11 protein-coding genes are annotated in these 14,161 nt (G+C 70.2%); 7 read left to right on the top strand and 4 right to left on the bottom strand.

Annotated elements, in window-relative coordinates; translation table 11 throughout:
* Positions 1-319: 319 nt before the first annotated feature.
* The 3 genes from CIK71_RS16750 to CIK71_RS16740 form a co-directional block, all read right to left on the bottom strand.
* Positions 320-1,204, bottom strand: a complete 885-nt coding sequence (locus CIK71_RS16750; RefSeq protein ID WP_096166820.1) for a carbohydrate ABC transporter permease — start codon at positions 1,202-1,204, stop codon at positions 320-322.
* Positions 1,201-2,178, bottom strand: a complete 978-nt coding sequence (locus CIK71_RS16745; RefSeq protein ID WP_096166819.1) for a carbohydrate ABC transporter permease — start codon at positions 2,176-2,178, stop codon at positions 1,201-1,203. The genes CIK71_RS16750 and CIK71_RS16745 overlap by 4 nt, the downstream gene beginning before the upstream one ends.
* A gap of 80 nt (positions 2,179-2,258) precedes the next feature.
* Positions 2,259-3,704 (bottom strand): ABC transporter substrate-binding protein, encoded by a 1,446-nt coding sequence (locus CIK71_RS16740; RefSeq protein WP_096166818.1) that lies wholly within the window; start codon positions 3,702-3,704, stop codon positions 2,259-2,261.
* Between the two features lie 232 nt (positions 3,705-3,936).
* Between CIK71_RS16740 and CIK71_RS16735 the strand changes: the two genes are divergently transcribed.
* From CIK71_RS16735 to CIK71_RS16730, 3 genes are all read left to right on the top strand, one after another.
* Positions 3,937-5,076: a sugar-binding transcriptional regulator gene (locus CIK71_RS16735; protein ID WP_096166817.1), complete on the top strand. Its 1,140-nt coding sequence runs from the start codon at positions 3,937-3,939 to the stop codon at positions 5,074-5,076.
* A 4-nt stretch (positions 5,077-5,080) separates the two neighbouring features.
* The gene (locus tag CIK71_RS17835) at positions 5,081-5,296 is read left to right on the top strand and encodes a hypothetical protein (protein ID WP_176485688.1); all 216 of its coding nucleotides are present in this window, start codon (positions 5,081-5,083) and stop codon (positions 5,294-5,296) included.
* Positions 5,297-5,419: 123 nt separating this feature from the next.
* Entirely contained in the window at positions 5,420-7,003 is a 1,584-nt protein-coding gene (locus CIK71_RS16730; protein ID WP_096166816.1) for a mannitol dehydrogenase family protein, read from the top strand.
* 337 nt (positions 7,004-7,340) lie between these two features.
* Here CIK71_RS16730 and CIK71_RS16725 read toward each other — a convergent pair whose 3' ends face one another.
* Positions 7,341-8,066, bottom strand: a complete 726-nt coding sequence (locus CIK71_RS16725; RefSeq protein ID WP_141393746.1) for a DUF559 domain-containing protein — start codon at positions 8,064-8,066, stop codon at positions 7,341-7,343.
* Between the two features lie 1,615 nt (positions 8,067-9,681).
* Between CIK71_RS16725 and CIK71_RS16720 the strand changes: the two genes are divergently transcribed.
* From CIK71_RS16720 to CIK71_RS16705, 4 genes are all read left to right on the top strand, one after another.
* On the top strand, positions 9,682-11,049 hold the full coding sequence (locus CIK71_RS16720; RefSeq protein ID WP_096166814.1) for an aspartate kinase: 1,368 nt from the start codon (positions 9,682-9,684) through the stop codon (positions 11,047-11,049).
* Positions 11,046-12,239 carry an aspartate-semialdehyde dehydrogenase gene (locus CIK71_RS16715; protein ID WP_096166813.1) on the top strand — a complete coding sequence of 398 codons (1,194 nt, stop codon included), beginning with the start codon at positions 11,046-11,048 and terminating at the stop codon, positions 12,237-12,239. The genes CIK71_RS16720 and CIK71_RS16715 overlap by 4 nt, the downstream gene beginning before the upstream one ends.
* 104 nt (positions 12,240-12,343) lie before the next feature.
* A complete protein-coding gene (locus tag CIK71_RS16710; RefSeq protein ID WP_241964197.1) occupies positions 12,344-13,165 on the top strand; it encodes a TetR/AcrR family transcriptional regulator in 822 nt (273 codons plus the stop codon).
* A 14-nt stretch (positions 13,166-13,179) separates the two neighbouring features.
* Positions 13,180-14,161: PRC-barrel domain-containing protein (locus CIK71_RS16705; protein ID WP_141393745.1), on the top strand; the 982-nt coding region annotated here is incomplete at its 3' end.

Raw genomic sequence — 14,161 nt, 5'->3', positions numbered from 1 at the left:
CGAAGTCCTGAGACATCACACAGCTCGGGCATCGGTCCTCAGGCCACAAAACTCGTGGTGCTCGGTGCGGGGTGCGGGGTGCGGGGTGCGGGGTGCGGGGTGCCGACGGGGTGCGGAGTGCGGACGGGGTGCGTCGGCCCGTGGCGCCTCCGGCGCGTCGGCGCCTCTCGCCGCCCGGAACCTGTGCGTCGGCTCGTCGGCACCGCTCGTGACCTGCTGCCCTGCTGATCCACCGACCCACCGACCTGCTGATCCACCGACCCACCGACACACCGACCTGCCGACCCACCGGCCCGCCTACCCACCGACCTGCTCGGCCCTACTTGACCGCGCCCATCGACAGGCCGCGCACGAGCTGCTTCTGCGCGATCCAGCCGGCCAGCACCACGGGCAGCGAGGCCAGCACCGAGGCGGCGGACAGCCGCGCCAGGAACAGGCCCTCCGAGGTCATGGTGGACATGAGGAAGATCGGCACGGTCGCGGCATTCGCGGCCGTGAGGTTCAGGGCGAAGAAGAACTCGTTCCACGCGAAGATCACGCAGATCAGCGCGGTGGCGGCCACGCCCGGCGCGACCATCGGCAGCAGCACCGTGCGCATCGTGCGCATCAGCGAGGCCCCGTCGATCGACGCCGCCTCGAGCACCTCCCCGGGCACCTCGAGGAAGAACGAGCGCATCATCCACACGGCGATTGGCAGGTTCATCGCCGTGTACAGCACGATCAGCGTGAGGATGTTGTCGAGCATGCGGATCTGCCCGGCGATCACGTAGATCGGCATGATCACGGCGACCACCGGCAGCATCTTCGTGGAGATGAAGAAGAAAAGGAAGTCCTGGGTGCGTTTGACCGGTCTGATGCTCACCGCATAGGCGGCGGGCACAGCTAGGATCAGCACCAGCAGCGTCGAGCAGACCGTCGCGATCACCGAGTTCAGCAGGTACGAGCCGGCCCCGGAGGAGCCGATGATCGAGGCGTACTGGTCCAGCGTAGGCGTGAAGAAGAAGGTGGGCGGGTTCGAGGCCGCCTGGCTCTCCTGCTTGAAGCTGGTCAGCACCATCCACGCCACCGGGGCGAAGAAGATCAGCCCGGCCGCCCAGGCCAGCACGGTGAGCAGGTGGCCGGTCGCCGTGCCGCGGGAGCGGCGCGGGCGGAGGGGCGCGGCCGGAGGCGTGACGCGCACGGCGTCGGCGGTCGTGGCACTCATGACTGCTCCTTGCTGTTGATGCTGGTGAAGATCAGGCGCAGCGCGAAGGTGGCGATCACGATCGTGGCGATCACGGTGATCACGCCCATCGCGGCCGACTGCCCGATGTCGAAGCCGAGGAACGCGCGCTGATAGATGTAGAACGGCAGGTTGGCGCTGGCCGTGCCGGGCCCGCCCGCGGTCATCAGGTAGATCTGATCGAAGGTGTTGACCACGTAGATCGCGCCCAGGAGCACCGACAGCTCCAGGTAAAACCGCAGGTGGGGGAGCGTGATGTGCACGAAGGTCTTCAGCGGTCCGGCCCCGTCCATCGAGGCGGCCTCGAGCACGTCACCGGTCTGGGACTGCAGGCCCGCCAGGAGCAGCAGCATCATGAAGGGCGTCCACTGCCACACCAGCGCGATGATGATCGAGACCATCGGGAACTGGCTGGTCCAGTCCACCGGCGAGATGCCGACGGTGCCGATCAGCCAGTTGACCAGGCCGTACGTGGGGTCGAACATCGAGATCGACCAGAGCATCGCACCGGCCACCGGCATGATGAGGAACGGCGTGATGAGCAGTGTGCGGATGAAGCCGCGGCCCACGAACTTCCGGTCCAGCAGCAGGGCGAGCCCGAGGCCGAGCAGCAACGAGACGACCACGCAGCCCAGGGTGAACAGGATCGAGTTCAGCGCCGCGCTGCGGAACGTGGAGTCGACGAAGATGTCGAGGTAGTTGCGCAGACCCACGAACTTCTCGCCCTCGGGGCGCAGCAGGTTGCGTGAGCGCAGCGAGTACCAGATGGTCAGCAGGAACGGGATCTGGGTGCAGACGACCACGAAGAGGAACGCGGGCATCAGCGGGAGCCGACGGCGCCAGGCCTCGGCCTTCGAGTACTCGCCGTGCGGCGGGCGGGTGTCGGACCCGTCCGAAGGTGGGGCGGGCGGGGCGTCGGCTCCGCGGCCGACGGGCGTGTCCGTGGCGGTGCTCATCGGGTCTTCTCCTGCCCTTCGTCGCTCAGATCGTCGCTCAGATCGTCGCTCAGGGGTCGTCGGCCGGAAGCGGGCATCGCTCAGCCCTCCCATCCGTAGGTGCGGGCCACGGATTCGGCGAATCCCTGGGACTGCTCGAGCGCCTCGTCGACGCTCTTCTGGCCGGCGATCGCGGCGGAGAACTGCTGGCCCACGCGGGTGCCGAGGTCCTGGAACTCCGGGACCACCACGTTCTGGAGGCCGTCATAGGGCACCTCCTGCGTCATCGAGTTCTCCTGGGTCGCGTTCTCCATCGAGTCGAGCGTGGGCTCGGCGTAGTTCTCGGAGAGCTCGGCGTACTCGGGGATCTCGTAGGTCGACAGCCGCGAACCCGGCGGCAGCGCCTCCCAGCCGAGCTCCTCGCCCACCAGCTGGAAGTAGTCCGGGTGGGTCATCCAGGCGATGAACTCCCAGGCCGCGTCCTTCTTCTGGCTGGTCTCAGGGATCGCCAGCGACCAGGCGTACAGCCAGCCGGCGTACGGCGTCTCGAGCGTCGGCCCCAGGGCGTAGCCCGTCTTGCCGACCACCGTGGAGGACGAGGGGTTCTCCACGCCCGAGACCATCGAGGAGGCGTCGAACCACATCGCGGCGTTGCCCTGGCTGAACTGCGTGAGGCATTCGCCGAAGCCGGAGGTCGCGGCGCCCGGCTGCCCGTAGGAGCGCAGCGTGTCCACGTACATCGACACCGCGTCGTGCACTTCGGGGGAGTCCAGGCTCGGGGCCCACTCCATGTCGAACCAGCAGCCGCCGAAGGTGTTGATGACGGTGCTCATCGGGGCCAGGTTCTCGCCCCAGCCGGCCAGGCCGCGCAGCGCAATGCCGGACATCCCGCCCTCGGGGTCGTGCAGGGTCGAGGCGAAGGAGCGCAGGTCGTCCCAGCTGGGATGCGCCGGCATCTCCAGACCCGCCTCCTCGAACAGGTCCTCCCGATACACCAGGAACGCGCTCTCGCCGTAGAAGGGCACGGAGTACATCGATCCGTCCACCGTGAGCGCGTCCTTGATGGTGGGCACGAAGTCGTCGGGCTGGTAGCCGTCGGTCTTCGCGATGTAGGGCTCGAGGTCGGTGAGCCAGCCGTTGGGCGCCCACAGCGGGGTCTCATAGTTGGAGATCATCACGACGTCGAACTCGCCGCCGCCGGACGCCACGGATGCTGTGATCTTCGCCCGGGCCTCGTTCTCCGGGAGCGACACGAAGCGGACGTCGATGTCGGGGTGCTGCTCGGTGAAGTGGTCGATCAGGCTGATCGCGTCCTGCATCTGCGGGTTCGACACGATGGCGACGACGATCGATTCGCGGTCGCCGGAGCCGGATCCGGAGCCGCAGGCGGCCAGCCCGGCGCTGGCGAGTCCGGCGGTCAGGCCGGCGCCGAGCACGGAGCGCCGGCTCGGAGAGATCGTGCCGGGTGGGCGGGACGCGCGCGGTGAGCGGGGCGTGCGGGGTGGCTGGGGAGGGCGGGAAGTGCGGGGAGGGCGGGGACGTCCCATGCGAAGTTCTCCTCTGAACGGCGTGGGGCCCGGCAGGTCCGTCGCGGAGGAACGGCGAGGGTCCCGCTGGGGGCGATGGCATCGGCGACCTCGCCGACGCACTTAGACGACCGGAGCACTCATGTGATGAACCCATGATGCTCAACTGAGAGTGAGCGTAGTCATATACCCTCACTTGAGCAACCGGTGCGACACAGATGATCGCGTTCGGGGTGGTGACGGAAGGGGTCGCATGGCGTACGACAGCAGCACGGGTCCGCAGGGTTCCCTGGTCAGCGGGCAGATCCCGGCCGACGCCGCAGGCGCTCGCGACGAATCGCGCACCTCCGACGAGCACGGCTCCGCCCGCGCCGCCCACGGGCCGACGGGCGTCGCGGCGCGCACGTCTGAGGCCGGGGCAGGGCCCGCTGACGCCGGGGCGGGGCCTTCGGCGGGCGGGCCGGGAGCGGCGCCGGCCGGGTCGCTGAAGGTGTCGCTGGCGACCGAGTACTTCCTGGACGGGCTCTCCAAGGTCGAGATCGCCAGGCGCCACGGCCTCTCGCGCTTCCAGGTCGCGCGACTGCTCGACGAGGCGCGCGCGGAGGGCATCGTGCGCATCCAGATCGTCGACCCCAGCGCCTCCGGCCACGAGCACGCCACGCTCGCCGAGAAGCTCGGCATCTCCTCGGTCACCGTCGCCAATCCGCGCCCGGGCGAGTCGATGCGGGCGGCCATCGCCCGGCAGGTGGCGCGGCTGCTGCCGACGGTGCTCAATGAGGGTGGTCGCCTCGGCGTCGCCTGGTCGCGCACGCTCATGCACCTGCCCGATTCGCTCGAGGCCCTGCCTGCGGCGGACGTCGTCCAGCTCGTCGGTCCCCTCAGCACCCCCGGCTACTCCACCGCGCAGTCCTCGGAGCTCGTCCACACCCTCGGCGCCCGCACCGGTGGTCGCATCTGGGCGCTGCCCACCCCGTTGATCGTGGACTCCGCCCAGGTCGCAGCCTCGCTGCGCTCCATGCAGGAGGTGCGCACTGCCCTCGACGCGGCCGACTCGCTGGACGCCGCAGTCGTCTCGATCGGCGCCTGGTCTGCCGGTGCGTCGACACTGTGGGCGCGCCTCGGTGTGACGGAGCAGCAGGGTGCTCACGACGCCGGCGTCGTCGCCGAGATCTGCGGAATCCTGCTGGGCCCCACGGGCGCCGTCTGGCACTCCGCGATGGAGGATCGGGTGATCGGAGTGCGTGCTGATCAGCTGCGTCGTGCCCGTGTGGTCGCCGCGGCACCCGCCGTCGGCCGCCCCGAAGCAGTCCTCGCCGCGGCCCGCTCCGGGCTCGTCGACGACATCGTGCTCGCTCCTGAGCTCGCCGACCAGGTGGCCGCCCTGCTCGAGTGAGCTGGTGCTGGTGCTGGTGCTGGTGCTGGTGTGGGTGCTGCTGGTAGGCGTGCTAGTGCCGGTGCCGGTGCCGGTGCCGGTGCCGGTGCCGGTGGTGGCGTGGGTGACATCGACTTCGCCGTTGCCGTTGCCGTTGCCGTTCGCGGTGCCGGTGGCGGGGGCGAGGGCGGGGGTGGGTGCAGACACGAGCACGGGCGCCAACGGACGCCGCCGGGGGTGATCGGCGTGCACCGGGAGAGGGCTCGCGCATCCCGCATTGATCAGATGAGCATCGCGGGGTGCTCATTTGGCGATACGGTGTGTATCGTCGTTGTCAGCAGCACTCGCCGACGAAGGATGAGCCATGACCGCCCTGAACGCCTCTGCCCTGTCCGAGATCGCCGCCGACGGACAGGTCGCAGTGCCCGACTATCCGCTCGATGAGCGGAAGATCGGGATCGTCCACTTCGGCGTGGGCGGCTTCCATCGAGCGCACCAGGCGATGTTCCTGGACCGCCTGTTCAATGCCGGGCGCGACCGCGACTGGGCGCTGTGCGGCGTCGGCCTGCTGCCGGGCGACTCCCGCATGCGTGACGCCCTCACTGCGCAGGACGGCCTGTACACGCTGGTCACCAAGGCGCCCGACGGGGATCGCGATCCCCGCGTCATCGGCTCGATCGCCAAGTACCTCTTCGCGCCCGACGACCCCGAGGCGGTCCTCGCGCAGATGACCGACCCGGCGGTGCGCATCGTCTCGCTGACCGTCACCGAGGGCGGCTACAACTACAACCCCTCCACCGGCGAGTTCCAGTACGAGACCGATGCCGTCGCCGCGGATCTGACGACCAGCTTCGATGCCGTGGGAGCCGCGGCTGCCGCTGATGCTGCGGACGAGCGAGGTGGGGCGAACACCTCTGTGCCCGCAGGTCACCCGACCACCATGTTCGGCTACGTGGTGGAGGCGCTGCGCCGCCGCCGCGAGACCGGGACCGCGCCGTTCACCGTGATGTCCTGCGACAACGTGCGTGGCAATGGCGACCTCGCCAAACGCATGATCCTCGCCTACGCGCGCCGCCGCGACGAGAACGGTCTGCACGGGGACGCGCCCATCGCCGACTGGCTCGAGTCCGACGTGGCGTTCCCCAACTGCATGGTCGACCGGATCACCCCGGTCACCGCCCCCGGAGACATCGAGATGATCTCCGCGGACTACGGCATTGACGACGCCTGGCCCGTGGTCAGCGAGGACTTCGTGCAGTGGGTCCTGGAGGATGACTTCCCCGGCGGCCGCCCCGCCTATGAGGAGGTCGGGGTGCAGATGGTCGAGGACGTCGAGCCCTACGAGCTCATGAAGCTGCGACTGCTCAACTGCTCGCACCAGTCGATCGCCTACTTCGGCCTGCTGCTCGGGCAGACCTACGCCGACGAGGCCGCTGTCGACGAGCACCTCGCTCCCTTCACGCGCACCCTCTATATGGATCGCGAGGGCACGCCCACCGTCCCCGAGGTGCCGGGCATGGACCTGACCGCCTACAAGGACGAGCTCATGGCGCGTTTCGCGAACACGAGCATCAAGGACACCCTCGCGCGACTCGCCGCCGAATCCTCCGATCGCATCCCCACCTGGCTCGTCCCCGTGATCCACGAGAACCTCGACGCCGGCCGCGACGTCACCGCGAGCGCCGCGATCGTGGCCTCCTGGGCGCGTTATGCCGAGGGCACGGGCGAGAACGGCGAGAAGTGGGAGATCGTGGACCGCCTCCGCGACCGCGTCACGGCGGCCGCCGCGAAGCACGACGAGGATCCGCTCGCCTTCCTCCGCGATGAGGAGCTGTTCGGCAACCTGGTCGAGCACGAGGCCTTCACCACGCCCTATCTCCACGCCCTCGAGACCCTTCGCGCCGACGGCGCCCGCGCCCTCCTGAAGGAGCTGGTCGACGCGGCCTGAGCGCTGAAAGGAACTGGTCGACATGGCCTGAGCGGCGGCGCGGCGCGGCCCGGCGTCGCCTGCCCGAGTTTTGTGGCGTGACGACCGATGCGAGCGCCAACATCGGTCGTCTCGGTGCATTTCTTGGGCACGGCTGGGCATCGCTGGCCGCGGCTGGGCGCGACTGGGGACGGCTGGGTATGGCCGAGCACGGGTGGGACGATCGGGCACGGCTGGGACGATCGGGCATGGCTGGCCGCCGCCGGCCTGGCGCGCGTGGCTGGAGACCGGCGCGCGAGCGGGACGACGGCGACACGTCGAGGACAGGGCGAGCGACTGGGTGGGCATCCAGGCCGGCTCACGTCGTGGCTGGTGGGCGGAGTGAACGTCCCAGCAGTTCCAGGGCGCGGCCGGACCAGTTGCTTGCCGCAGGGGGACGGGCCCCAGCGCGGGCGAAGCTGCGGTGCAATGCGTCCAGTGCTCGTCGCGGCTCCTTGATGTCCTGGCTGGTCACAGTGCGCAGATCCCATCCCAGTGACGCGAGCGAATCCTTGCGGGCCTGATCGGCACGCCATTGGTTCTTGACCGTGCGGTGATAGTCCCCGTCATATTCCACGCCGATCTTGTACTCCGGAAAAGCGAGGTCGAGGTACCGCGTCGTCTCCGTGCCGGGATCCGTCACGGGGTGGTTGATGACCGGCTCTGGGAACCCGGCGCGGAGAAGAAGCAGCCGAGTCCTGGTCTCCCCGGGTGAGTCGGTGTTCGGCCGCGCATCGAGCAGAGCCTTCCTGAGTGCGGGGGCTCCCCAGCGTGCTTCGTACGAGTCGGTCGCGGCCCAGATCGCCTCCAGGCTCGCGCCGCGCAACGGGGGATCGCGGGAGATCAGGCTGTCCACGGCGATGACGAGGTCGTCGTGCTCAAGCATGCTCGCCAGTTCCAGCAGCACGACATACGGGTGCGACAGCTCCAACCCGCGATAGGTGAAGCTGGGACGCCGTGTGGTCCGGTGCACGACCACGTGCGGACCGGCGGACCGCTGCCTCCCCGGATCGATCCGACAATGCAGCAGCGGGGGCTCGATCAAGGGACGGACCGCTGTCGGTGGGACTGAGCGGACTCCCGACCTATCGAGCGGGAGGCCGGATTCGACGCGCGTGGCCCATGCGTCCGCCATGGTGTCTCTGCCTGCGCCTGCGCCTGCGCCTGCGCCTGCGCTTCCGCCTCTGCCTGCGACTCTGCCTGTGCCCTCGCTCGACACTGGAGCGTGTCCACCGTGCGGGACAGGAGGCGTGCTCGGGACGACGCGCTTCCCGTCGAACTGATAGGAGGCGCTGGACAGCACTCCCATCTCGCGGTCCACCCACCACGGGATCGCGATACCGAGAATCGCCGCAGCGGTCGTGTGGCTGATGACTGCACCGGGAAGCACTCTCCGCTGGAGCACTCGACACATGGTGTTGACGCTCGCCGGAGCGGAGGTCGGCGTCGAGAACCCCCGGAACACGGTGATGAGTACCGGTCCCGCAAGGCGTTGCGCAGAGACGCCGAGGGCACGCCACTCTTCACGGGATAGCAGTGCCCCCGGTGGGAGCGGAGTAGCTCGCATGCAGGCTGACGCTAGCTTCTCCTCACAGACTGCGTGGCGGTCTGCCGTGCGGTGAGGAGGAGGACGCGCTGTGGAGGAGAGGTCCTTGCTGCGGCCCCGCTCAACACCGTCGATCCCGGCTCCGCTCTCGCTCATCCGGCCCTCTGCTTGTGCTGGTGCGACATGGCTGCCGACTCTGGCCCGCACGGCAGCGGACTCGGGTCCACATGGCTGCCGACTCTGGCCCGCACGGTTGGTTGTCGTCCAGGCACTGCCTCGGCGCGGCGCCCACGCCCTGCCGCCCCTCTGTCGCTCCTCCATCAGGGTGGAGTCCCAAGTCCATCAGAGTGGAGTTCCGAGTCCATCAGGGTGGAGTTGCAAGTTTTGCTGGGCAGACGACCGATGCGCGTGCCGGCATCGGTCGTTCGGGGACAAAACTGGCGCGGGACGGGGGCGGGAGCAGCGCGCGGACCGAGCAACGCGCGTACGGAGCAGCGTGCGGACCGGGCCGCGGACGGGGCCACTGACGGGACCGCGGACGGGGCCGCGCACGGGACCGGGCACGGGGCAAGGAGAGCGGGATGCGAGGGCCTGGGGAGGGTGGGCAGAGGCTGCTGGTGCCGCGCCGGGGAGGGCGACGCTCCCGGGCGAGTGTTGGGTGGGCCACGTCTCAGTATTGCTGTGACCAGGGGGAGCGTCTCGAAGCGTGAGGCCACGAGCGTCTTGGCGGGAGCCCTCGTAGACTGGTTGCTGGTCCTGCGTGGACGGTGCCGGAGTGAACTGCGCCCCGGCCGAAGTCCGCGAGGGCTGTGGCCCCACTCGGTCACGGCCCACCCGGCCCGCCGTTCGCGGCAGGCCACCCGGCCAGCTGATCGCAGCTGGCCACCCGGCCCGTCGTTCGCGGTGGGCCACTTCGGCCCGCCACCCGCGGTGGGCCACCCGGCCCGCCACCCACGGTGGGCCACCCGGCCCGCCACCCACGGTGGGCCACCCGGCCCGCCACCCACGGTGGGCCACGCGATCTGCCGTCCCGGCAGGTCCACGCGGCCTGCTGTTCCCAGCAGCCCTGCCCGCAGGATTGCCCGAAGCCCGCAACCGTGAAGGAACTCGTCTCATGAGCCTGGTCGTCCAGAAGTTCGGAGGATCCTCCGTCGCCGACGCCGACTCGATCAAGCGCGTCGCGCAGAGGATCTCGAAGTACGCGAAGGCGGGCCACAAAGTGGTCGTCGTCGTCTCCGCGATGGGCGACACCACCGATGAGCTCATCGACCTCGCCGAGCAGGTCACGGATGCGCCGCCCGCCCGCGAGCTCGACATGCTCGTGACCGCCGGTGAGCGCATCTCGATGGCGGTGCTGTCGATGGCGCTGAACGACGTCGGCATCGAGGCCCGTGCCTACACCGGCTCGCAGGCCGGCCTGATCACCGATGAGGTGCACGGCAAGGCGCACATCCTCCGCGTCACGCCGGGCCGCGTCCAGGAGGCGCTGGACGAGGGGTCGGTGGCGATCGTCGCCGGCTTCCAGGGCGTCTCGCAGGACACCAAGGACATCACCACGTTGGGCCGCGGCGGCTCCGACACCACTGCCGTGGCGCTCGCCGCCGCGCTCGAGGCGGACATCTGCGAGATCTACTCCGACGTCGACGGCGTGTTCAGCGCGGATCCCCGCGTCGCCCCCGCGGCCCGTCGGGTCCCGTACATCTCCTGCGAGGAGATGCTGGACCTCGCCGCCAACGGCGCGAAGATCCTCATGGTGCGCAGCGTCGAGTACGCGCGCCGCTTCGGAGTGCCGCTGCACGTGCGCTCCTCGTACTCGGGGCGCCTGGGGACGATCGTCTCCGATGATCCCGAGCGCGTGATCCCCATCGACCCCGACGTCACCCTCCGCACTGCGGACGTCGCCCGACGCGACGCCACCGACCCGACCAAGGAGCTCCCCATGGACGACCATTCCGATCCCGGTCTCGAAGCCCCCATCATCTCGGGCGTCGCGCATGACCGCAGCGAAGGCAAGATCACCGTCGTCGAGGTGCCGGACGTCCCCGGTCGTGCGGCGCTGCTGTTCGACGTCGTCGCCGGCTCCGGCGCGAACATCGACATGATCGTGCAGAACTCCTCGACGGTGGACGACACCGTCGCGATCTCGCTGACCCTCCCCGAGACGGACGCCCCGGCCGCGCTGAAGGCGATCGAGGAGGCGAGCGAGGCGATCGGCTACACCGAGGTGCGCTACAACGACCAGATCGGCAAGGTCAGCATCGTCGGCGCCGGCATGCGCTCGCACCCGGGCGTCTCGGCGACGCTGTTCCGCTCGCTCGGCGAGGCGGGCATCAACATCGACATGATCTCGACCTCGGAGATCCGCATCTCCGTGGTCACCGAGGAGTCGCGCCTGGACGACGCGGTGCGCGTGATCCATTCGGCCTTCGGCCTGGACTCCGAGCAGACCGAAGCCGTCGTGTACGGAGGGACCGGACGATGAGCACCCAGCTTCCCGAGGACAACAGGACCAGCGTGAGCAACGACGTCGGCGTGGACGGGGCCGAGGCGGCCTCGACCGCCGCGGCTGGCAACGGCGCCGAGCGCGCCTTCGACATCACCGCCACCCCCGGCTACACCCCCGACGGCCCTGTGATCGGCCTGGTGGGCGCGACCGGCCAGGTGGGTCGCGTGATGCTGTCGCTGCTCGCGGACCGCGCCGTGCCCCACAGCGGCGTGCGCGCCTTCGCGTCGGCCCGCAGCGCCGGCTCCACCGTGGAATACGCCGGCCAGGCACTGGTCGTCGAGGACGCCACCACTGCGGACATCGCCTCCGACGGGCAGAAGGTCGACATCGCGATCTTCTCCGCCGGCGGCTCGACCTCCAAGGCGCTCGCCCCGCGGTTCGCGGACGCTGGTGCGATGGTCGTCGACAACTCCTCGGCATGGCGCCGGGACGACGAGGTGCCGCTGGTGGTCTCCGAGGTGAACCCGGAGGCGCTCGTGAGCCCGCCGCGCGGGATCATCGCGAACCCCAATTGCACCACGATGGCCGCGATGCCCGCGCTGAAGGCGCTGCATGACGAGGCCGGCGTCGCTCGCCTGAAGATCGCCACCTACCAGGCGGTCTCGGGCTCCGGCGTGGCCGGGGTCGCCGAGCTCGCCGAGCAGGTGCGCGCGGGCGTCGACGACGTCGAGGAGCTCGCGATCGACGGGTCCGCCGTGGACCTCGGCGAGCCCTCCGTCTACGTCAAGCCGATCGCCTTCAACGTGCTCGCGATGGCCGGCAGCTTGGTCGACGACGGCTCGGGCGAGACCGACGAGGAGCAGAAGCTCCGCCACGAGTCGCGCAAGATCCTGGGCCTGCCGGATCTGCCGGTGGCCGGGACCTGCGTGCGCGTGCCCGTGATGAGCGGCCACGCCGTCGCGATCCACGCCGAGTTCGATCAGCCGATCACCCCGGAGCGCGCCCGTGAGGTGCTCGAGGGAGCCGCCGGCGTCACGGTCGTGGACCTGCCCACTCCGCTCGATGCGGCCGGCAAGGACGGCACGTTCGTGGGGCGGATCCGCCAGGATCAGTCAGTTCCTGACGGAAAGGGCCTTGTGCTGTTCGCCGTGGCGGATAATCTGCGTAAGGGCGCTGCCCTCAACGCCATCCAGATCACCGAACTGATCGCCGAGGGAGCACGATGACGAGTGCCGCCACGAGTGGCACACCGGGGCCGGGGACCGGACCGGCCCCGGTGTCCTCGTTCTTCTCCGATCGGGTCGGTGGCGAATCGTCCGACGGGAGTTCGATGAGCATGAACGTGGATCCTCTGGCCCGGGTGCTGCGCACCCTCGATCAGATCACTGCCGCAGAGGGAGAGGTCGGCACGGGAGTGCGCGCGGACTTCGACACGTCGGCCGACGGGTCGGCGGCGCCTGCGTCGACGGTCTCCGAGGCCGACGGCGGTGCGCCGGCTCCGGACGGCTCGGAGCCGGGTGCTGTGCGCACCGTGGAGCTGGAAGAGGCGGCCACCACGCCGGTCACGACCGGTCCGGGACAGGCTCGCCGCGAAGCGATCCTCGACGCCGCCTCCTCGCTGTTCGCCGAGCGCGGCTATCACGGTGCGAGCCTGCGGGACATCTCCCGTCGGGCGGGGATCTCCCATCCGGGGATGCTGCATCACTTCGCCTCGAAGGACACGCTGCTGGGTGCGGTGATCGATCGGCTCGAGGACCATGCCCAGGGCCTGCTGAACTCGGTCGAGTCGATCCAGGGCTCCCCGGCCACGCTGATCGCGGCGCTGTCGGGCCCGTGGGATCCGACGCAGCACGAGATGGCGCTGCTGGCGACGCTGTCCGCGGAGACCGTGAATCCCGACCATCCGGGCCGCTACCGGGTCGCGCGGCTGCGACTGGTCCACGAGCACGTGCTGGAGAAGGCGCTCATCGGACTGTCCGAGCAGGGGCAGCTGGTGCCGGGCGCCCAGCCCGCGTTCGTGGCCCGGTCGCTCTTCTCGCTGCTGCTCAGCCTCACGGTGCGCGAACATTCGGTGCGTGAGCTGCAGCAGGACCGCTCGGCCGATCCGAGCCGGGATGTCCACGACTTCGTGCGACTCTGCGTCGTGAGCTGAGGAGCGAGGCATTCATGGCCCACGCGGGTGCTGACGCATCGAGCGGGACCGGGTCCGCCCCGCTCGCCGGGGCCGTCCCGCTCGCCGGGGCCGTCCCGCTCGCCGGGTCCGCTCCGCTCGCCGGGGCCGCTCCGCTTGCCGGGCCCGCCCCGCTCACCGAAGCTGAGCGGGGCGAGCGTCGGCAGCGTATGCAGGCGATGGCCGGCGCACCGGTGCGGGGGAGCGATGGCGGCGCAGTGGGCTATGTGCGCGACATCTATCTGCAGGACGCCACGGGCGAGCTCGCCGCGATCACCGTGGTGCGCCGCCAGCTCAGCTCCCGCTCCGTGCTGATCCCGGTCGCCGCGATCGCCGTGCTCCCGGCCCAGGCGGCGATGGAGGACGAGGGAGGCAGCTCCGCCAGCACCAAGCGATCCGCTGACGTCGACCGAGCTCGCGATGCCCACCGGGCTCCCGCTGCCGACGGGGCTCGCGATGCCCACCGGGCTCGCGCTGCCGGCGGGGCTCGCGATGCCCACCGGGCTCCTGACGCCGACGGGGCTTGCGATGCCGACGGGGTTCGCGATGCCCACCGGCCTCCTGACGCCGACGAGGCTTGCGATGCCGACCGGCCAGTCGCCTTTGACGGGCAGAGCGAAGCACGCACGTCGGCCGAAACCAGCCAATCCGCCGATGCCAACTCGTCGGCCGCTGCCAGTTCGTCGGCTGACGCCGGCTCGTCCTCCGCTGCCAACTCGTCGGACGCTGCCAGCTCGTCGGCCGATACCCGTCCGTGGGACGGCGACTCGTCGTCGCGCCGACGCAGCGGATCGCGCGCTCGCAAGAGGTCCAGGTCCGCGGCGTCCGAGCCTGCTCGTCCGCAGGCGGTCTGGCTGCACATCGACGCCGAGACGGCGCTCGCGGGCCCGCTGCCGCCGCAGCCGGCCCACCTGACCCCCGCGGCGCTGCGGGCGGCGGAGCGGTCGCTGGATATCGGGCTCTTCAGAGTTGAGTGTG

It is taken from the genome of Brachybacterium alimentarium (assembly GCF_002332425.1).
GTDB classification, from domain to species: Bacteria; Actinomycetota; Actinomycetes; order Actinomycetales; family Dermabacteraceae; genus Brachybacterium; species Brachybacterium alimentarium.
The sequence above is the reverse complement of the archived record's forward strand: the minus strand, read 5'-3'. Positions and strand labels throughout refer to the sequence as shown.